The organism is Massilia puerhi (assembly GCF_009861485.1).
Genome location: NZ_WOFW01000001.1, coordinates 518,370 through 538,527, shown reverse-complemented (window position 1 = coordinate 538,527; position 20,158 = coordinate 518,370). Strand labels below are relative to the sequence as shown.

The window sequence follows — 20,158 nt, the reverse complement described above, 5'->3', positions numbered from 1 at the left end:
TTTGACTACTCTTTATATTCGGCATCCGGCCAGGAGCGAGGGCGAAGGCGCCCTGACGCGCTTCGCGCTGGTCGGCGACAACGGCGCCATCGGACAGCAGGGCGAAGGCATGCTGCGCAACCTCGGCGACGTGGTCGCGGCCAGCCGGCGCGTGGTGCTGATCCTGGCCGCCAGCGACGTCACCCTGCTGGCGGTGCAGGCGCCGCCGCTGGCCGGCGCGCGCCTGCGCGCGGCGCTGCCGGCCCTGGTCGAAGAATATATCCTGGGCGACCCGCTCGATTGCGTGCTGGTGGCCGGCCCGGTCATGGGCGACGGCCGCCGCCCGGTGGCCGTGGTGCAGCAGGCCTGGCTCGAGCCGCTGGTGCGTAAGCTGCTGGAAATGGGGGCGCGCGCCGTGGTGGCCGTGCCCGAGCAATTGTGCCTGCCCCTGCATCCAGGCAGCGTCAGCGCCGCCTTCGGCAAAGGAGAACTGATCCTGCGCCAGAGCCAGTACGAAGGCCTGGGCCTGGCGCTGGACGGCAGCCCGGTAGTGGCCCTGCAGACGGCGCGCGCGCTGGCGGGCGATGCGCCGCTGGTGCTGTATGTCGACCACGAACAATTGGGCGAATATCAGGTGCTGCTGGCCGAGGCCGGTCCTGGCATTACGCTCGAGAGCGACAACTGGGCGCACTGGATCGCCGGCGCCCGGGGCAGCAACAATGGCAACGGCGCGCTCGGCCCGGCGCTCGACCTGGTGCCCGGCCTGGGCACGGCCGGCGTGGCGCGGCGCGACTGGCGCCGCTGGCGCTGGCCGGTCCGGCTGGCCCTGGCGGCGCTGGTGGTCAATGTCATCGGCCTGAACGTCGAATGGCTGGGCATGAAGCGCGAAGCCGATGCCGTGCGCCTGCAGATGAGCCAAACCTTCCGCGCCGTCTATCCGGGCCAGCCGGCGATCGATCCGGTGGCGCAGATGCAGCAGAACATCGCGCGCGCCCGGGCCGGCAGCGGCGAGGTGGGCGGCGACGAATTTACCGCGATGGCGGCCGCCTTCGGCGAAGCGCTGGGTGGCCTGGGCGCCCCGCCTGCGATTGCATCAATCGAGTTTCGCGAACGGGCCCTGACGGTGCGCGTCAAACCTGAATCCGCCAACCCCGGCATGGCAGACCAGCTGCGTCCGGCCCTGGCGGCACGCCATCTGAGCCTTGAAGCGCCCGAGGCCAACACCTGGCTGATCCGCAGCAGCGGCGCCGCGCCATCGGGCATAACGCAAGCAGGGGGTATGCAATGAGTTTCGCCGGCAAAATCAGCGCGTTGCGCGAACGCGCCACCGCCTACTGGATCGCGCGCACCGAGCAAGAACGCAAGTTCCTGCTGGTGGGCGGCGCCGTGGCCGCGCTGGCGCTGTTTTATCTGGTCCTGCTCGAGCCGGCGCTCGACGGCCGCGAGCAGTTACGCCGCTCGCTGCCCGAGCTGCGCCAGCAGGCGGCCCAGCTCGAGGCGCTGGCCGGCGAGGCGCGCGCCGTCGCCAGCGAGCCGGCGCCATCGGTCACGCCGCTCACGCGCGAGGCGCTGGCCGCCAGCATGTCGACGCGCGGCCTCAATCCGGCCTCGCTGTCGGTCAGCGGTGAATATACAAAAGTTCAACTCAGCAATGTTTCCTTTGCCAACCTGATGGCCTGGCTCGACGCCCAGCGGCGCGAGAGCCGCCTGGTGGTGCAAGACGCGCAATTTTCCGCCCAGAGCGCGCTGGGCCAGGTCGACGCCACGCTCACGCTGCGCCAGAGCGGCGGTCCGGCTTCATGAGGCGGGCACTTTCGTGGAGCCTGCTGGTCATCCTGGCGGTCGTGGCGACGGTGCTGGCTTTCCTGCCGGCGGCATGGCTCGGTCCGCTGGTCGAACGTCAGACCGGTGGTCGATTGACGCTGGGAGATGCGCAAGGTACGCTTTGGAGAGGCTCAGCCTTCATCGGCGGCGCGCCGGGGCCGGGCGGGGCGGTGACGCCCTTGCTGCCGGGCCGTTTTTCCTGGACATTGTCGCCGCTGGTGGTGCTGGGCCAGGTGAGCATGAGCCTGGACAATCCGCAGGCGCTGGCCAACCCGGTGCGGGTCGAGGGCAGCTGGTCGCAGTGGCAGGTCAATGCCGGCGAACTGCTGTTGCCGGCAGAAGGTCTGGCGGGCCTGGGCGCGCCGTTGAACACGCTGGCGCCGAGTGGCCGCATCCGCCTGTCCTGGAACACGCTCGACCTGCTGCGCCAGCAGAATGCCGTGACGGTGCAGGGGCGCACCGTGCTGTCGATGGGCGATATGGGCGCGCGCATGTCGCCCGTCAAGCCGCTCGGCAGTTATGAAATGATCATGGACTGGCGTGGACCGCAGGCCGATTTGACCCTTCGCACCGTACGTGGCGCTTTGCTGCTGTCGGGCGCGGGGGTACTGCAAAATGGACGCCTGCGCTTCTCGGGCCAGGCCAGCGCCGCCGATGGCTATGAAGACCAGCTTGGAACCATGTTGAACCTGCTGGGCCAGCGCCGGATGGTGAACGGCAAAAACGTAATCGCACTCGAGTTCAGATAATGAAGAAAACAGACCGCTCCACCTCCGCGCCCCTCGACCTGTCGGCCCGACCGCTGGCGGCCCTGCAGCTGCCGGCCCTGCGCCGGCTCGCCGCCGGCGCCATGCTGTGCGCCGCCACGGTGATCGCGCTGCCGCTGCCGGCCCTGGCGCAAGAAAGCGCGAACGCCGCCGCGTTGAGCTTCGTGAATGCCGACATCGAATCGGTCATCAAGGCCATCGGCCACTACACCGGCATGACCTTCATCATCGATCCGCGGGTCAAGGGCACCCTGACCCTGGTGTCCGAGAAATCGCTGAGCAAGAGCGAAGCCTTCGGCCTGCTCACCTCGACCCTGCGCCTGCAGGGCTTCGCGGTGGTCACCAGCGGCGACGGCTATGCCAAGGTGGTGCCCGAGGCCGAGGCCAAGCTGCAATCCTCGCCGACCCAGGTCGGCGGCGTGCGCTCGAGCAAGGCGACGGGCGACCAGATCGCGACCCAGGTGTTCTATCTGTCCTACGAGTCGGCGGCCAACCTCACCGCCGTGCTGCGTCCGCTCATTTCGCCAAACAATTCCATCATGGCGAACCCGGGCAACAACACCCTGGTCATCACCGACTACGCCGACAACCTGCGCCGCCTGGCGCGCATCATCGCCGCGCTCGACGCGCCGGTGGCGGCCGACCTCGACGTGGTGCCGATCCGCAACGCGATCGCCAGCGACATCGCCACGCTCGTCACGCGCCTGATGGAACCGGCCGCCGGCGGCGATTCGGGCCGGGTCACGGTGCTGGCCGATCCGCGCACCAACTCGGTCGTGATCCGCGCGCCGTCGCAGGCGCGCGCCAACCTGGCCAAGAGCCTGATCGCCCGCCTCGATCAAGAAAGCTCGAGCAAGGGCAATATCCACGTCGTGTATCTGAAGAACGCCGAAGCCACCCGCGTGGCCCAGACCCTGCGCGCGGTGGTCTCGCAGGATTCCTCGGCGCTGCAGGTGCAGCAGGGCACCCAGGGCAGCTCGATCACATCCGGCATCGGCAGCCAGGCCGGCCAGGGCGGCCAGGGCGGCCTCGGCGGCCAGCAAGGCTTGCAGGGCGGCACCGGCGTCGGCGGCAGCGGCAACAGTTTCGGCCAGCAGGGCCAGCAGGGCACCCAGGGCGCCGGCGGCGGCCAGGGCTCGGGCTTCATCCAGGCCGACGCCTCCACCAACAGCCTGATCATCACCGCACCGGATGCGGTGTACCGCAACCTGCGCTCCGTCATCGACCAGCTCGACGTGCGCCGGGCCCAGGTCTATATCGAGGCGCTGGTGGTCGAAGTCACGTCCAATAAAGCCTCCGAATTCGGCGTGCAATGGGTCGGCGCCACCGGCGACTCCGACAGCAAATACCGCTTCGGCGGGCTGCAGAACTTCACCGGCGGCGGCTCGAACAACAGCATCGTCAACCTGGCGCTGGCCGCGGCCCAGGGCACGGGCGGCACCAGCACCTCGGTGCCGAGCCTGCCGAGCGGCCTGACCTTCGGCCTGTTCCGCCAGGTTGGCGGCGAGCTGGGCCTGGGCGCGGTGGCGCGTGCGCTCGAATCCGACGGCAACGCCAACATCCTGTCGACGCCGAACATGATCACCCTCGACAACGAGCTGGCGGTGATCAAGGTCGGCCAGAACGTGCCGATCATCACCGGTTCGTTCGCCACCAACAGCACCACCGGCGGCGGCAACCCGTTCCAGACCGTCGACCGGCAAGACGTGGGCCTGCTGCTGCGGGTGCGCCCGCAGATCTCCGAAGGCGGCACCATCAAGATGGCGATCTACCACGAGAACTCGAGCGTGGACGCCTCGACCCGCAACGCCGAATCGGGCCTGACCACCAATGTGCGCGCCATCGAAAGCAATGTGCTGGCCGACGACGGCCAGATCATCGTGCTCGGCGGCCTGATCGAGGACAGCGAAGGCGATGGCGAAGAGAAAGTGCGCGGCCTGGGCGACATCCCGGTGATCGGCAACCTGTTCAAGTACCGCACCCGCAGCCGCGTCAAGACCAACCTGATGGTGTTCCTGCGCCCGGTGGTGGTGCGCAGCAAGGATGCTTCGAATTCGATTGCGATGGACCGCTACGAATACATGCGCGCCGCCGGCGCCGCCGCCCAGCCCGAGTCGTCGGCGCTGCTGCGCGACCTGGGCGCGCCGCAACTGCCGCCGCTGGTCAATGGCCAGCCGCCGGTCGGTGGCGGCATGGCGACCGTGCCGGTGCAGCGCCAGCCGGCGCCGAACGCGGCCCCGGGGGCGTCCAACGATGGCGCCGCCTCGCGCCATCAGGGCACGGCGCCGGGAACCGCGCCGGGCGCCGGCGTGTCTGAAACAGGATCGGGCGCCGTCACGCCCGGCGCGGCCATGCCGGCCTCGCCAGCGTCGCAGCCGCGCGCGGTGCCGCCAGCGAACGGAGAGTAAGCCTCATGAACAATCTGCTGCCCTACGCCTTTGCCCGCGACCATGGTGTGCTGGCGCGCGGTAACGGCGAGCCGGGCCAGAGCGTCGAAGTGCTGGTCTCGAGCGCCACCGCGCCGGCCGCCATCGCCGAGGTGTCGCGCCGTTTCGGCCGCATCCAGCTGCGCCGCCTCGACCGCGACGAACTCGACGCGGCCATCGCCGGCGCCTATGCGGGCGGCGGCGGCGACGCTTCGCAGGTGGTCGACGAATTCGACGCCGACCTCGACCTGACCAAGCTGCTGCAAGACGTACCGGCCATCGAAGACCTGCTCGAATCGTCCGACGATGCGCCGGTGATCCGCATGATCAATGCGCTGCTGACGCAATCGCTGCGCGAGGGCGCGTCCGACATCCACATCGAACCGTTCGAGCAGACCTCGGTCGTGCGCTTTCGCATCGACGGCGCACTGCGCGACATCGTGCGCCCGAAAAAAGCGATCCACGCCTCGCTGATCTCGCGTATCAAGATCATGTCGCAGCTCGACATCGCCGAAAAACGCCTGCCGCAAGATGGCCGCATCACCCTGCGCGTGGGCGGCAAGCCGGTCGACGTGCGGGTCTCGACCCTGCCGACCGGCCACGGCGAACGCGCCGTGCTGCGCCTGCTCGACAAAGAAGCGGGGCGCCTCGACCTGTCGCACCTGGGCATGGCCGAGGCCATGCTGCCGCAGTTCGACCGCCTGATCAACCAGCCGCACGGCATCGTGCTGGTGACCGGCCCGACCGGTTCCGGCAAGACCACCACGCTGTACGCCGCGCTGTCGCGCCTGAACGCCTCGACCACCAATATCATGACGGTGGAAGACCCGATCGAGTACGACCTGAACGGCGTCGGCCAGACGCAGGTCAATGCCCGCATCGACATGACGTTCGCGAAAGCCCTGCGCGCTATCCTGCGGCAAGATCCTGACGTTATCATGATCGGCGAGATCCGCGACCTGGAAACAGCGCAGATCGCGGTGCAGGCCTCGCTCACCGGCCACCTGGTGCTGGCGACCCTGCACACCAACGATGCCGCCTCGGCCGTCACCCGCCTGCTGGACATGGGCATCGAACCGTTCCTGCTGTCCTCGTCGCTGCTGGGCGTGATGGCCCAGCGCCTGGTGCGCAAGCTGTGCTCGCAGTGCAAGACCTTCGACGGTTCCACCTGGCATGCGGTCGGTTGCGAGCGTTGCGGCCACACCGGCTACCATGGCCGGGTGGGGGTGTACGAGCTGCTCGAGACCACCGAGCAGATCCGCTCCCAGATCCACAACCGCGCCTCCGAAGCCGACATCCGCGATGCGGCCCTGGCGACCGGCATGAAGACCATGCGCGACGACGGCGAACGCTGGCTGGCCGATGGCACCACCACGCGCGCCGAACTCGTGCGCGTGACGAAAGACTAGCGATGGGAACTGCCAGCATGGACATTGTGCGGATGGAGACTGATTAATGCCGGCATTCCGCTATGAGGCCGTCGACGCCGGCGGCGCCACCCGCAAGGGCGTGGTCAATGCCGACAGCCCGCGCGCGGCGCGCGCCGACCTGCGCACCCAGGGCCTGACGCCGCTGAGCGTCGACGCCATCGCGACCCAGGTCGACGCCTCGGGCACGACCCGCGCGCGCGGTATCGGCGAGCGCCTGTCGCAAAACGAATTGGCCCTGTTCACGCGCCAGCTGGCCAGCCTGCTCGAGGCCGGCTTGCCCCTCGAGCAAGCCTTCACCGCCCTGCTCGAGCAGGCCGAGCGCGCGTACATGCGCGACCTGATCGCCTCGATCCGCTCCGAAGTCATCGGCGGTTCGCCGTTTTCCACCGCGCTGTCGCATCACCCGCGCGACTTCGCCGAGATCTACCGCGCACTGGTGGCCTCGGGCGAGCAGATCGGCCAGCTGTCGCGCGTGTTGTCGCGCCTGGCCGACTACATCGAGCGCCGCAACGCCCTGGTGCAAAAGGTGCGCCTGGCGTTCACCTATCCGGCGATCGTGACCGTGGTGGCGTTCGCGATCGTGATCTTCCTGCTCACCTATGTGGTGCCGCAGATCGTTTCGGTGTTCGCTAACACCAAGCAGAAGCTGCCTTTCCTGACCGTGGTCATGCTGGCGGTGTCCGACTTCGTGCGCGCCTACGGCATCTATTGCGCGATCCTGATCGGCGGCGCGTTCTGGATGTGGCGGCGCGCGCTGCGCAATCCCGTGCTCAAGCGGCGCTGGCATACCTGGCTGCTGACGGCCCCCGTCTATGGCAAATTCGAGCGCAGCCTGAATACCGCGCGCTTTGCCAGTACGCTGGCGATCACCACCGGTTCCGGCGTGCCCATCCTGCGCGCGCTCGACACCAGCCGCGAAACGCTGTCCAACGTGGCCATGCGCGAGCTGGTCGAGCAAGCCACGGCCAGCGTGCGCGAGGGCGTGAGCCTGGCGCGCGCACTGTCGGCGCAAAAGCTGTTCCCGCCGATGCTGGTGCACATGATCCGCGCCGGCGAGATCACCGGCGAATTGCCGGCCATGCTGGAACGCGCCGCCAATTCGCAGCAGGCCGACCTCGAGCGCCGCACGCTGACCATCGCCGGCCTGCTCGAGCCGGTGCTGATCCTGGCCATGGGCCTGGTAGTGCTGCTGATCGTGCTGGCGGTGCTGATGCCGATCATCGAAATCAACCAGCTGGTGCAGTAAAACAATGGCACTGAATAATATGAACAAGCGTTTGCCTCTTCTTCTCAGCCTGCTTGCCCTGATCCTGCTGGCTGCCTCGATCGCCTATTGGGTGCTGCAGCTGTACAAGCCCGAGCAGCGGCCGCTGGCGGCGGCGCCGGTCGCCAGCCAGCCGGCGCCGAGCCCGGAGGCCGCCGCGGGCCTGTTCGGCGGCCAGCCGACGGCCGTGATCGCCAATTTCCAGCTCACCGGCGTGGTGGCGGCCGGCGCCGACAGCGCGGTCATCCTGGTGGCCGACGGCCAGCCGCCACGGGCGGTGCGCATCGGACGCGAAATCGTGCCGAACGTGACCGTGGTCGAAGTGCACCGGCGTTATGTGATGCTGTCCGATGGCGGCGTCATGAAACGGGTAGACCTGGCGCCCGATGCCGGCCAGTCGACGGCGATCATGCCGCCCGAGCCGCGGATGATGCAGCAACCGATGCAGCAATCGATGCAGCAATCGACGCAACAGCCGATGCAACAGCCGATGGGCGCCGCGCCAGGCGCCGGACCGCAGAGCGCGCCGGGCGTGGTGGGTGTGCCGCCCGCGATGCAGAGCCGGCCGCCGCCGGGCGGCGGTCCGCAGGGTATGCCGACCACGATCGAGAATTCCCAGGTCGTGCCCGAGCCCGAAATGGACCCGATCGATCCGAACGCACCGCCGTCCGAACCGTTCAACCAGGCGCCGGCCAACCAGGTGCAAATGCCACCGAATATCCCGGCGGAGAACCCGAACCAGCCACCGATCACCCAGTGATGGCGGCGGCGCGGTTCAGCGCCGTAGCGCGGTGAATGCCGCCAACTCCCAAGATCTAAATCCTAGCAGCAAGGTATAGCCTTCACGCTCGCCGGCCGGTAGACGCCGGTCATTCAGGTGCAGCCGCGCCAGTTCCGCCGCCAATTGTTCGATCTTGAGCGATAGCTCGTGGGCGCTGGCATGGGATAAACGCGCGGGCAGGCACAGCAGCGCCTCGCCCGCGCCATCGAAGCGCCCGCCAAAATAATCCTCCACCACATGATCGCGGAAGAAGTGCTGCACCGGGCCATCCGCCAGCCAGCGGAATGCGTTCGACACCCGCAACTGGTAGCGGTTCAGCGGCTTGAGTTCGATCAGTCCCAACCGGTCGAGCTCGGCGAGCAGGGTGATGCATTCGGCTTCGCCCAGCTGATAGGTCTCGATCACCTGTTCCACGTTCCAGTGTCCAAGGCAGCAGATCGCCATCAGGAGCAGACGCGGGTTGGCCACCAGCGAACGTTCTTGAGGCAGGCTCAGCCCATCGAGCTGGGGCCGGGTCTCGAGCGCGCCGCGCAGCAGTTCGTCGAGCGGGATGCCGGTCGCCTGGCAAATCTCGGCCAGCCGCGACAGCGCCATGTCCTTTTGCCCGAACATGCGCTTCACGCTCGATTCGCTCACGCCGATGCGTTCGGCCAGCAGCTTGTAGGTAATGCCGGCCGCGCGCAGCCGGGCGCGCAGGGCGTCGAGGATCAGGTCGGGTGAGCTCATGGTTTCCGTGATGGATGACGAAGGCTGACTCTACCGTTGAATGGGGGCACGGACAAGGCACATGCGACGAATGGTCATCAGCGCCGACGAACAGCGCGAAGAGAGCGTCCAGGATTGTGATTCCTGTCGCCATCAATACGCCATCGTGAAGAGAAGAGAAAAAGCCCATAGCCAGCGGGCCTGTCATTCGGGTTGTTTGGAGGCCAAGCGTGCTCTGCTTCTTCGGCAATCATTGCCGAAGCCGCGCGAGCGATGAACCCGCTTCGGGTTTCATGTCTGGCTTCTGCAAAGCGATATTTTTACACACCAATAACATTGTGCCAAAAAACGGGCACCGAAGTGCCCGTGAAGGAGAATTTTTTGAACGCCGACGCAGAGCTTACTCGTCCTCGCCTACTACCAGCCTGACCTTCTTGAGCACCCGCTTGGCTTCATGCCGCTCGCTCGAGGCCGGCTTGGCATGCGGCCCGGCCGCACGCGCCTTGGCCAGCGCCGCGATCGGATTGCGCGGCTTGCCGAACTGCTGCGATGGTTCGATGCGCAAGCGCATCTTCTGCCGGGTCGCCAATGCCTTGTTCGCCATGCGGACCTCGTGAATGGTTACAGCACGTAGCGCGACAGGTCTTCATTGACCGCCAGCGCATCGAGCCGTTCGTTGACATAGGCCGCGTCGATCCGCACCGCCTGGTCTTTCTCGAGCCCGGCGCTGAACGAGATCTCTTCGAGCAGCTTTTCCATCACCGTGTACAGGCGGCGCGCGCCGATGTTCTCGGTGCGCTCGTTGACCGAGTACGCGATCTCGGCCAGGCGGTGGATGCCTTCGTCCAGGAACTCGATCTTGACGCCCTCGGTCGCCAGCAGCGCCTCGTACTGCTTGGTCAGGCTGGCATGGGTCGAGGTCAGGATGCTCTTGAAATCCTCGATCGACAACGATTCGAGCTCGACCCGGATCGGGAAGCGGCCCTGCAGTTCCGGGATCAGGTCCGACGGTTTCGACAAGTGGAACGCGCCCGAGGCGATGAACAGGATGTGATCGGTCTTGATCATGCCGTACTTGGTGTTCACCGTCGTGCCCTCGACCAGCGGCAGCAGGTCGCGCTGCACGCCGGCGCGCGAGACGTCGGCGCCGCCGTGTTCGGAACGGGTCGCGATCTTGTCGATCTCGTCGAGGAACACGATGCCGTTCTGCTCGACATTGGCGATCGCCTTTTGCTTGAGCTCATCTTCATTGAGCAGCTTGCCGGCCTCTTCGTCGATCAGGAGCTTCATCGCTTCCTTGATCTTGAGCTTGCGCGGCTTCTTGCGCGCATTGCCCACGCCGGCGAACATCGACTTGATCTGCTCGGTCATTTCTTCCATGCCCGGCGGGGCCATGATTTCCATCTGCGGCGCGGCGTCGGCCACCTCGATCTCGACCTCGCGGTCGTCGAGTGCGCCTTCGCGCAGACGCTTGCGGAAAGTCTGGCGGGTGGCGTCGCCATCCTTGCTTTCACCGCCATTGCTGGTATTGAAACCGAAGTCGCGCGCCGGCGGCACCAGGATGTCGATGATGCGGTCTTCGGCCGCGTCTTCGGCGCGCTGGCGCACCTTTTTCGCTTCGCTGGCGCGGGTCTGCTTGACGCCGATGTCGATCAGGTCGCGGATGATGGTGTCGACGTCGCGGCCGACGTAGCCCACTTCGGTGAACTTGGTCGCCTCGATCTTGATGAAGGGCGCGTCGGCCAGCTTGGCCAGGCGGCGCGCGATCTCGGTCTTGCCGACGCCGGTCGGGCCGATCATGAGGATGTTCTTGGGCGTGATTTCGTGGCGCAGCGGCTCTTCGACCTGCTGGCGCCGCCAGCGGTTGCGCAGTGCGATGGCGACCGCCTTCTTGGCCTTGCCCTGGCCGACCACGTGCTTGTCGAGTTCGGAGACGATTTCCGGTGGGGTCATGTTCATGATGCTGCTCATATCAATCCAGGGTCTCGATGATGTGGGACATATTCGTGTAGATGCACAGCTCGCCCGCGATCGTGAGCGCTTTCTTGACCACTTCGGCGGGCGCCATGTCGGTGTTCTCGTACAGCGCCTTGGCCGCCGACTGGGCATAGACGCCGCCCGAACCGATGGCACCGATTCCGTCTTCGGGCTCGAGCACGTCGCCGTTGCCGGTGATGATCAGGGTCGACTCGCGGTCGGCCACCAGCAGCATCGCTTCCAGGCGGCGCAGCACGCGGTCGGTGCGCCAGTCCTTGGCCAGCTCGACCGATGCGCGCAGCAGGTTGCCCTGGTGTTTTTCCAGCTTGCCTTCGAAGCGGTCGAGCAGCGTGAAGGCGTCGGCCGTGCCGCCCGCGAAGCCGCACAAGACCTTGCCCTGGTACAGCTTGCGCACCTTGCGCGCCGAGCCCTTCATGACGACATTGCCCAGCGTGACCTGGCCATCGCCACCCAGCGCGACCTGATTGCCGCGCCGCACACTGACGATGGTTGTACCGTGAAATTGTTCCATTTTGACCTCGTAATTGTCTAGCCAACAGCAGGTGGGGACCAGCGCTGGAAATTGCAAGGTTGGCTCATCCTTAAAGATGGCCGGGCAGGGGTGCGCCCTACGCCGCAGGCAGGCTGTACGCTATCGGCATCGGATCATCCACAGGAATGGCGATGTTTTTCTTTTTCTCGAACAAGCTCGGCTGCCTCGGCTCGATCCTGGTCTCGCTGGTGGTGACCTTGCTGCTGCTACTGGTACTCGGCGTCCTGTAATGGCGCCATCCACCCCGTCAGGCGTGCATCAATAGCGGTGCGGATACAGCCGCACGCCATCGCCGGCGCCGAGCAGGCGCAGCAGGGTGGCGACCAGGTGGTTCAGTTCGCGCAGCTCGACCGCGCGACCGGCGGCGCCGTGCGCATCCAGGCGCGCCAGCAGGCTGCCGGCGCCGGCATAGTCGATGCGCGCCAGGCGCGAGCAATCGAGCACCAGCGTCTCGCGCCCGTCGGCATAGGCATCGATGGCCGCCAGCAGGGCGGCGTCAGGTCCGGTCACGCTCGACGGCAGCATGAAACGGTCGCCGTGGCCGGGCGCCGGCGCGGCGGTGGACACGCGCAGCGGGGCTTCGAACGAAGGCGGCGACACCTCATAGGTGACGCAGTAATCCATGGCCGCTTCCTCGAACTGTTTTTCGCGGTTGGTCAGCAGCAGCAGTTCGAGCAGCAGCAGCCAGGGCGCCGGGCTGGCGCCGCGCTCGCCGATGACGAGCATCGGGCGCAGGGTCGCGAGCAGGGTGTCGGCCCCGGCCAGCACCAGTTCGCGGCCGGCGCCGCGCAGGCCCTGCAGCGCCGCCAGCAGGCTGGCGGCGCCATCGGCGTCGATCGCCGTCACCCGGCCGAAGTCGAGGCGTACGGTCGGCGCCGTCGCCGCCAGCACGCGCGCCAGGCGCGGCGCGACGCCGGCGTCGATCGTGGGACCGAAGGCTTCGCCGGTCGCGACCCCGGGGCCGGACCGGGCCTGCGCTGCGCCGGGCGCGGCCGGCAGCGGGGTCCAGGCCGGCGGCGAGGTCTCGAAATGGCTGGCGTAGTCGATGGCCACGCTCTCGAAGGCCTGTTCGCGGCCATCGGCCTGGTACAGGTCGAACAGCATCCACCACGGCAAGCGTTGGTGGCGGCCCAAGGCCGGCAGGCAAGCCAGCAGCAACTGCTCGGCGGCCGCGGCCTGGCCGTTGGCATACAGGATGGCGCTTTCGTCGACCGCCGGCGCGCTGGCGGGCGCCGCGGCCGGGACCGGCGGATCGGCCTGGGGTGCGATGGCGCCCGCCGGGCGCCGGGCGCCGCTGCCCCAGGCCGGCTCGTCGTCGAACATGTCGGCGGCGAAGGCGAGCTCGATTTCGTCGATCTTGGCGGCGGTGGCGCGCGCGATCTCGCGCTGGCGCTCGCGCTCGGCCTCGGTGTCGAGGCGCGACGGTTCGCCGCGCAGGCGCGACTCGGGCGGCGGCCAGTCGCGTGCGCCCGCCGTGTCGTTCTTTCTCTTCAGGAAGGAGAAAAGCCCCATGCTCACCGTTGTCAGTCAGGCCAATCGTGCCAGACCATAGCACGAACCATCGGCATGCATGCTGTGCGCACGCCGCCGTGGTTAGTGTATCCGATAGGAAACGAGAGAGACGGCGCGCCGCGTGAAGCGTGCGCGGCCCTGGCGCTGGTCAGCGTGGTCGAGCGCGCAAACAAAAAAAGCATGCGACAGGTCGCATGCTTTCTTGGGTGGGCAAGGCGATAAATCAGTCGCCGTACAGTTTTTGCTTCAGCTCACGGCGTTGCTGGGCTTCCAGCGACAGCGTGGCGGTCGGGCGTGCGATCAGGCGCGGGATGCCGATCGGTTCGCCGGTTTCTTCGCACCAGCCGTATTCGCCGCCGTCGATCGACTGCAGCGATTGCTGCACTTTCTTGAGCAGCTTGCGTTCGCGGTCGCGGGTGCGCAGTTCGAGCGCGTGTTCTTCCTCGATCGTCGCCCGGTCGGCCGGGTCGGGAACCAGGACGGTTTCACGCAGGTGTTCCGTGGTTTCACCGGCGTTCTTCAGCAGTTCCTTTTCGAGTTCCTGCAGGCGGTTCTTGAAGAACGCGAGCTGGGCTGCATTCATGTAGTCATCATCGCCCATCGCCCGAATTTCTTCTTCCGTCAGGAGGCGTTCTTCGGACTGGGTGGTATTCGGTTTCGTTGTTTTAGTCATGATGCCTTCGATACGACAGAGGTTTTCATTTTATCAGCTTGCTCCACAGTTACGTCTTGCCAGGGCGTGCGTGAGGCAAGCTGCCTTGATGGCGACGCGGCGCCATCCCATCTCCGTCCGCGCCGCTATGCGGCTGGGCGGTGCAGGCGGCTGGATGCCTGCCTGCGGTCCCGAGCCTCCCTAACTGTCGAGGCAGGTCGTCATGCGACCTCGGGCAGACCAGTCAAACTGATGTAGTTTATACCAAACACTGTTCAAGTCCGCGGATAAATACGTCTTTTGGTAAATTTTTACCAATAAACACCATCTTGGTCGCGGGCGTCTCGCTTTCGCCCCACTTCGGTCCCACGTCGCTGCCCATGATCTGGTGCACGCCCTGGAACACGACCTTGCGGTCCACGCCTTCCATCCGCAGCACGCCCTTGTAGCGCAGCATTTGCGGACCGAAGACTTGCACCAGGCTGCCGAGGAATTGTTCCAGGCGTTCAGGGTCGAACGCGCGCTCGCTCTTGAACACGAAGGCGGCGATCTCGTCGCTGTGGTGGCCGTGGTGGTGGTCGTGGTTGCACGCTTCGCCGGGTGCGTGGTCGTGGCCGGCATGGTCATGGTGGTCATGATCGTGGTCGTGCTCTGCCTCGACCTTCAGGAAGTCGGGATCGAGCTCGAGCTTGTCGTTCAGGTTGAAGCCGCGCAGGTCGAGCACGTCGGCAATCGGCGCCCGGCCGAAGTCGCTGGTCGCGATCGGTGCGCGTGGATTGATGCGGTGCAAGCGCGTCTTGAGCGCCTCGACGGCGGCGGCGTCGACCAGGTCTGTCTTGGACAGCAAGATCTTGTCAGCAAAACCGACCTGGCGCTGGGCTTCCTCGTTCTGGGTCAGCTGGTCCATCGCGTGGCGGGCGTCGACCACGGTGACCACGGCGTCGAGCAGGTAGTTGGCGCCTACTTCTTCGTCGACGAAGAAGGTCTGGGCCACGGGGCCCGGATTGGCCAGGCCGGTGGTTTCGATCACCACCCGGTCGAACTGGATTTCGCCGGCGGCGCGCTTTTGCGCCAGGCTGGTCAGGGCCACGATCAGGTCGCCGCGCACGGTGCAGCAGATGCAGCCGTTGTTCATCTCGACGATCTGCTCGGTGGCATCCTGTACCAGGATTTCGTTGTCAATATTCTCCTGGCCGAATTCGTTCTCGATGACGGCGATGCGCATGCCGTGATCCTCTTGCAGGATGCGGTTGAGCAAGGTGGTCTTGCCCGCGCCGAGGAAGCCGGTCAGGATGGTGCTGGGAATCAGGTCCATTGGTTCGCTACGCGTGTTGGGTCGGGGTTGGACAAAAGAACCGGGGGATTATGCCGCAATTCTTGCAACCTCACCATGAAGCGTGTTTTGTGTTGACCGAGTTCAAACCAATCGCTGGAAAATGTGGCCGGAACGGCGCGAGTGGTGGCGCCGATTGCCGCCTTGCCGTCCCCATTATTTGCTCGGCTGCGCCTTCGCGCGCACCGCGCGGGCCTGGTCCGCAGCGGCGATCACGTGTTCGACTGCATTGATCACCAGTTGCGGCTCTTCCTGATGGATATTGTGGCCGCTATGCGACGTCACTACATGGAGGCCGCTCGTGAACGTGCCAAAGAAACGGGCGTGCAAGTCGCGCCAGACGGCGACCGCGGCCGGCGTTTCCAGGAACAGCTCCGGCTTGGCGCGATGCTGGACCGACGTCAATACCGCGACCGGTACGTCCGGCAGCGGCCCGGCCAGGTTCAGCTTGCCGCTGTCGAGGATGGCCTGGACCTGGCCCAGTTCGGGCTGCAGCTTGGGCGGCATGAATTGCGCCAGCAGCCGGGCGTCGCTGTCGACGCCGGCCGGGTCGAGCTTGCGCAACGCCGCGTTCTGGTGTTCGTCGCTGGGATCGACGAACACCATCCCGGCCACGTGTCGTGGATGGCGCGCCGCGTAGCTGCGGATCAGGAAGCCGCCATAGGAATGGCCCACCAGGATGAAGGGTGGCGGCAGGCCCGCGGCCGCGATCAATTGCTCGAGCTGATCGGTACGGCTGTCCAGGGATGGCGTACCGGGGCGCGCTTCCGAGCGGCCATGGCCGGCGCGCGAATAGGTGAGCACCTTGTTCGACTTCGCAATGGCCGGCGCCACATTGCGCCAGACATTCAGGTCGCGCCCGAAACCCGATTCGAAAATCACGGTGTAGGGGCCGGCGCCCATGGTCGACACCTGCACGCCGTAGTCGCCGACCCGCAGTAGCTCGGGTGCCGCCCCCGGCGTCGGTGTTGCGGCGGTCGCGATCGGCAGCGTGCATGAGGCGCTCAAGGCCAGCATGGCGGCGCCGAGGGCCAGGGACAGGCGGTGCGGCATGGAAACTCCGTAATAATGGTTGTTGTCTCGGCTGTATGCGAGGAGAATTAGGCGTGAAGCAACATTCTAAGAAGTAGTATCAAGCAGCGATACTGTCAAATATGTCAGTCGAATACTGACCGCGTGAAAGGCATGGTGTGGACGAATCGATGGCCGGCTGGCGCAGCCGCCACCTCGAGGCAATGGGGCGCGCGCTCGACGCCGCCAGCCTGTTCGACATCGTCGCCGGCGCTGCGCGCGAACTCGGTTTCGACTATTGCGCCTATGGCATGCGCCTGCCGCTGCCATTGTCGAATCCGGCCACCTTCATGCGCAATAACTATCCGCCTGCCTGGCAGGCGCGCTACGCGCAGCAGGGCTACCTGGCGCACGACCCCACGGTCAGGCACGGCATGGCCTCGGTCCTGCCGCTGGCATGGAGCGAGTCGCTGTTTGCCGATGCGCGACCGCTGTGGGAAGACGCGCGCGGCCATGGCCTGCAGGTCGGCTGGGCCCAGTCCTCGCGCACGCCCGATGGCGGGGTCGGCCTGCTGACGCTGGCGCGCTCGCACGAGCCGCTGTCCGAATCCGAACTGCGCCATGGCGAAGCCAATATGTCATGGCTGGCGCATGCGGCCCACCAGGGCCTGTCGCGCATGCAGCGGCGCGACGTACCGGCGGTGGGGCTCAGCCAGCGCGAAGCCGAAGTACTGCGCTGGATGGCCGACGGCAAGACCTCGAGCGAAGCGGCGACCATCCTGGCGCTGTCGGAACGAACGGTGAACTTCCACGTCGCCAATGCCCTGGTCAAGCTCGGCGCCGCCAACAAGACGGCGGCGGTGGTCAAGGCGGCCCTGCTCGGCTTGCTGTAAGCCCGACTGCGGCTACTTGGCCTTGGCGCGCGGATGGGCCGCGTCGTACACCTTCGACAGGTGCTGGAAGTCGAGCGCGGTATAGATCTGGGTCGAGGTGATGCTGGCGTGGCCGAGCAATTCCTGCACCGCGCGCAGGTCGCCCGAGGATTGCAGCAGGTGCGAGGCGAAGGAATGGCGCAGCACGTGCGGATGCACGTGGACCGGGGCGCCGGCGCGCAGCGCATGCTGCTTGAGCCGGCCCTGCACCACGCGCGGCGAGATGCGGGTAGCGCGCGCCGACAGGAACAGGGCGGCGCTGCCGTCGCGCGCGGGCGGACGTACCGCCAGCCAGGCCGCCAGCGCGTCGCGCGCCGGCGCGCCGACCGGCACCCGGCGCATCTTGTTGCCCTTGCCGGTGACGATCACTTCGCCGGCCTGCAGGTCGAGCCAGCCGAGCGAGGCCGGCTGGCCGGCGCGCGCATCCTGCCAGGCGACATCCAGGCCCGCCAGTTCCGACACCCGCAGTCCGCTCGAATAGAGCAGCTCGAACATGGCGCGGTTGCACAGTTCGAAGGGTTCGGCGTGGCCACGGGTGTCGGCTTCCATCAGCTGCACGGCATCATCGACGGCCAGCGCCTTGGGCAGGCTGCGCGGGCGCTTCGGGGCCTGGACGCCGTCGACCGGATTGGCCGCCAGCGGCGTGTGGTTCGACAGCCAGCCATAGAAGCCGCGCCAGCCCGACAGCTTGCGCGCGATGGTGCGCGCCGACTGGCCGCCGCCATGCAGCCGGGCGGCGAAACGGCGGATGTCGAAGTGGGTCAGCCGGGGCCAGTCGTCGTGGCCGGCCAGCGTGGCCAGCTCGGCCAGGTCGCGCCGGTAGGCGGCGACCGTGTGCGGCGACAGCTGGCGCTGGAGCGCCAGCTCGTCCAGGTAGCGCCTGGCCCAGTCGGCCGCGGCGCCGGAACCGCCGTCGCGCCCGGGCGTGGCCATTATGCGGCGCGCAGCGGCGCCAGCGCGGTGGTCGAGGTGGCCGCGATATGGACCAGGAAATCGGTCGCCATCGCGGTCGTGAAGCGCGCCGGGTCGGGCGAGCCCAGCACCAGCAGGCCGAAGCTCTGGCCCGGCTGGCCCAGCGGCAGCATCACGGTCGAGCGGATCGATTCCGCGTCGTCCAGCCACCGCACCGCCTCGAAATCATTGTTCGGGCCGCAATACGGCGCGCGCAGGCTGTTGGCGAAGATGCGCGCGTCGTCCGACACGCCCTGCGCGAACCAGGCGCCGGCATGTTCCGGCGCCACATTCCACAGGCGCAGGGTAACTTGCGGCACGATGAAATGGGTGCGCAGGCCGTCGGCCAGGTCGCGCGCCATGGCCGCGCCGCCTTGCGACACCAGCAGGGCCTGGGTCCAGGCGTGGAAACGGTTGGCGATGCCGGCGTTTTCCTCGGCCCGGCGCGAGAGGTCGGACAGGCGCAGCTCGAGGGCGCGGAACTTGTCGCGCATCACTTCCATCTGGCGTTCCTGGAGCGACACGGCGCGCCCGGTGAGCGGGCTCGACAGCTTCACCTCGCCCAGCAGGCCGGCGTGCTCCTGGAAGAATTGCGGATGATCGATCAGGTATTGCGCGACAGTGCTGGCGTCGAGTGGGGCGATGCTCATGGGTAATTTTCTGGTGAAATCAATCGGATCATTTTACCCGACGCGGGCAGTAGACCGGGTTATAACAGGCAACAAAAAAGACGCCCGCAGGCGTCTTCGGTGAAGCGCGAAGCGCTCAGAAACGGTGACGGATACCCAGTTGCAGGGCGCGGCCGTCGGCGCCCGGGGTTTCGGTGAAGCCACCCGGATTGCCCGAGGTGCCCGGCGAATACTGGGCTTCGTTGTCGTTCTTGATGAAGGCCAGCGCGGTGTACAGGTCGGTACGCTTGGACAGGTAGTAGTTGTAGCCGACCGCGTACAGGTCGGCGTCGCTGTTGGACGCGGTGCGGTCGTTCTGGTGCGCGTACGACGCCACGATGCGGCCGTTGCCGATCCGGTAGTGGGCGCCGATCTGGTAGCTGTGGGCGTCCTGTTCGGTGTTGGCCTTGATATTGGTCTGGAACACGCCGAGCAGGAAATTCTGGGTCTGCTGCGGCACGCCTTGCGCGACCAGCGCCGGCACCACGGCCTGGTTCCAGCCACCCAGGTAATCGGGCAGCAGCGCCGAATTCTTGTTGCGCTGGCTATGGAAGCCGGCAAAGAATTTCCAGCTATCGCTCATCGTGTACGAACCGCCCACAGTGACGGTGCGCAGGCTCGGACGGTTCTGCAGGTCGTAGCCGTGGTTGTAACCGACGCCGACGTCCAGGCCATTTGCCTTGTAGGTGACGGCGCCGGCGCGGAATTTCTTGTAGCGGCCCAGGTAGCCCGAATTGCGCGCGCCATACATGACCGAGCCGCCCCAGCCGCTCGGCAGGGCGATGCGGTACTGGATCGCTTCCTGCGAGCGGATATCGGCGCCCAGCGCGGTAAAGCCGGCGGTGCCGCCGGTGACGTGGCCCCAGGTGCCGGCGGTGCCCGATTCGAAGGCATCGGCCATATTGAACACCTCGTAGCCCGGGGTATACATGCGGCCGAGCATCACGGCGCCGATCGGGGTGATCAGGCCGACCATGGCGGTGCGGTCGAACAGGGCTTTTTCCTGGTTGACAGCCGGCGCGCCTGGCGGCTGGATCGCTGCCTGCAGGCGGTCGCGGATGGCTTGCGGAATCTGGTTCATGCCGCGCAGCAGGTAGACGCCCGGATTGTCGTTCATCAGGGCCGGCTGCTGCGAACCGTTGTCGAGTTCGACGCGGGCTTCGAGATTGAAGATGGCCTTGTAGCCATTGCCCAGGTCTTCGCTACCCCGAATGCCGAGACGGGAACCGTCGGCGCCGCCGCTATAGATCTTGGTCGGGCCACCTTTTTGCCACATCACGCCGGCATCGGCGATGCCGTAGATCTGGATATTGGTCTGGGCCATGGCCGAGCATGCAAACGTAGCGCCGAGCAGGGCGGCGATCAGGCTTTTCTTCATCGTGTCTCCATTGAT

Annotated in this window: 19 protein-coding genes; 8 read left to right on the top strand and 11 right to left on the bottom strand. The window is 66.7% G+C overall.

Features of this window, described 5'->3' with window-relative positions:
- Position 1 precedes the first annotated feature (1 nt).
- Genes gspL through GNT67_RS02315 form a run of 7 tightly spaced genes read left to right on the top strand, consistent with a single transcriptional unit; the run spans position 2 to position 8,450 of the window.
- The gene (gene gspL / locus GNT67_RS02345; RefSeq protein ID WP_159628206.1) at positions 2 to 1,267 is read left to right on the top strand and encodes a type II secretion system protein GspL; all 1,266 of its coding nucleotides are present in this window, start codon (positions 2 to 4) and stop codon (positions 1,265 to 1,267) included.
- Positions 1,264 to 1,782 carry a type II secretion system protein M gene (locus GNT67_RS02340; RefSeq protein ID WP_159628204.1) on the top strand — a complete coding sequence of 173 codons (519 nt, stop codon included), beginning with the start codon at positions 1,264 to 1,266 and terminating at the stop codon, positions 1,780 to 1,782. Before gspL ends, GNT67_RS02340 begins: the two co-directional genes overlap by 4 nt.
- Entirely contained in the window at positions 1,779 to 2,552 is a 774-nt protein-coding gene (gene gspN / locus GNT67_RS02335; RefSeq protein WP_159628202.1) for a type II secretion system protein N, read from the top strand. The genes GNT67_RS02340 and gspN overlap by 4 nt, the downstream gene beginning before the upstream one ends.
- On the top strand, positions 2,552 to 4,978 hold the full coding sequence (gene gspD / locus GNT67_RS02330; RefSeq protein ID WP_159628200.1) for a type II secretion system secretin GspD: 2,427 nt from the start codon (positions 2,552 to 2,554) through the stop codon (positions 4,976 to 4,978). The genes gspN and gspD overlap by 1 nt, the downstream gene beginning before the upstream one ends.
- Before the next feature lie 5 nt (positions 4,979 to 4,983).
- Positions 4,984 to 6,405 (top strand): type II secretion system ATPase GspE, encoded by a 1,422-nt coding sequence (gspE, locus tag GNT67_RS02325; protein WP_159628198.1) that lies wholly within the window; start codon positions 4,984 to 4,986, stop codon positions 6,403 to 6,405.
- A 46-nt stretch (positions 6,406 to 6,451) separates the two neighbouring features.
- Complete coding sequence (gene gspF / locus GNT67_RS02320) at positions 6,452 to 7,672, top strand: type II secretion system inner membrane protein GspF (RefSeq protein WP_159628196.1); 1,221 nt, start codon at positions 6,452 to 6,454, stop codon at positions 7,670 to 7,672.
- A gap of 31 nt (positions 7,673 to 7,703) precedes the next feature.
- Positions 7,704 to 8,450, top strand: a complete 747-nt coding sequence (locus GNT67_RS02315; protein WP_229407894.1) for a type II secretion system protein N — start codon at positions 7,704 to 7,706, stop codon at positions 8,448 to 8,450.
- Between the two features lie 15 nt (positions 8,451 to 8,465).
- On the opposite strand, the gene GNT67_RS02310 is transcribed toward GNT67_RS02315, so the two are convergent.
- The 8 genes from GNT67_RS02310 to GNT67_RS02275 form a co-directional block, all read right to left on the bottom strand.
- Positions 8,466 to 9,197: a helix-turn-helix domain-containing protein gene (locus GNT67_RS02310; protein ID WP_159628192.1), complete on the bottom strand. Its 732-nt coding sequence runs from the start codon at positions 9,195 to 9,197 to the stop codon at positions 8,466 to 8,468.
- A gap of 379 nt (positions 9,198 to 9,576) precedes the next feature.
- A complete protein-coding gene (locus tag GNT67_RS02305) occupies positions 9,577 to 9,780 on the bottom strand; it encodes a hypothetical protein (protein WP_159628190.1) in 204 nt (67 codons plus the stop codon).
- A gap of 17 nt (positions 9,781 to 9,797) precedes the next feature.
- Positions 9,798 to 11,135, bottom strand: a complete 1,338-nt coding sequence (gene hslU, locus GNT67_RS02300; protein ID WP_159628188.1) for an ATP-dependent protease ATPase subunit HslU — start codon at positions 11,133 to 11,135, stop codon at positions 9,798 to 9,800.
- A 13-nt stretch (positions 11,136 to 11,148) separates the two neighbouring features.
- A complete protein-coding gene (gene hslV / locus GNT67_RS02295; RefSeq protein WP_159628186.1) occupies positions 11,149 to 11,685 on the bottom strand; it encodes an ATP-dependent protease subunit HslV in 537 nt (178 codons plus the stop codon).
- Between the two features lie 279 nt (positions 11,686 to 11,964).
- Positions 11,965 to 13,218, bottom strand: a complete 1,254-nt coding sequence (locus tag GNT67_RS02290) for an STAS domain-containing protein (protein ID WP_159628184.1) — start codon at positions 13,216 to 13,218, stop codon at positions 11,965 to 11,967.
- 223 nt (positions 13,219 to 13,441) lie between these two features.
- Positions 13,442 to 13,891 (bottom strand): RNA polymerase-binding protein DksA, encoded by a 450-nt coding sequence (gene dksA, locus GNT67_RS02285; RefSeq protein ID WP_159628182.1) that lies wholly within the window; start codon positions 13,889 to 13,891, stop codon positions 13,442 to 13,444.
- Positions 13,892 to 14,129: 238 nt separating this feature from the next.
- Positions 14,130 to 15,185 (bottom strand): CobW family GTP-binding protein, encoded by a 1,056-nt coding sequence (locus GNT67_RS02280; RefSeq protein WP_159628180.1) that lies wholly within the window; start codon positions 15,183 to 15,185, stop codon positions 14,130 to 14,132.
- Positions 15,186 to 15,359: 174 nt separating this feature from the next.
- A complete protein-coding gene (locus GNT67_RS02275; protein WP_159628178.1) occupies positions 15,360 to 16,256 on the bottom strand; it encodes an alpha/beta fold hydrolase in 897 nt (298 codons plus the stop codon).
- 137 nt (positions 16,257 to 16,393) lie between these two features.
- Here GNT67_RS02275 and GNT67_RS02270 point away from each other — a divergent pair, with 137 nt between their 5' ends.
- Complete coding sequence (locus GNT67_RS02270) at positions 16,394 to 17,107, top strand: autoinducer binding domain-containing protein (RefSeq protein ID WP_229407892.1); 714 nt, start codon at positions 16,394 to 16,396, stop codon at positions 17,105 to 17,107.
- A gap of 12 nt (positions 17,108 to 17,119) precedes the next feature.
- On the opposite strand, the gene xerC is transcribed toward GNT67_RS02270, so the two are convergent.
- From xerC to GNT67_RS02255, 3 genes are all read right to left on the bottom strand, one after another.
- Entirely contained in the window at positions 17,120 to 18,079 is a 960-nt protein-coding gene (gene xerC, locus GNT67_RS02265) for a tyrosine recombinase XerC (RefSeq protein ID WP_159628176.1), read from the bottom strand.
- The gene (locus GNT67_RS02260) at positions 18,079 to 18,747 is read right to left on the bottom strand and encodes a DUF484 family protein (RefSeq protein WP_159628174.1); all 669 of its coding nucleotides are present in this window, start codon (positions 18,745 to 18,747) and stop codon (positions 18,079 to 18,081) included. The genes xerC and GNT67_RS02260 overlap by 1 nt, the downstream gene beginning before the upstream one ends.
- A 115-nt stretch (positions 18,748 to 18,862) precedes the next feature.
- Positions 18,863 to 20,143, bottom strand: a complete 1,281-nt coding sequence (locus GNT67_RS02255) for a porin (RefSeq protein ID WP_159628172.1) — start codon at positions 20,141 to 20,143, stop codon at positions 18,863 to 18,865.
- Positions 20,144 to 20,158 lie beyond the last annotated feature (15 nt).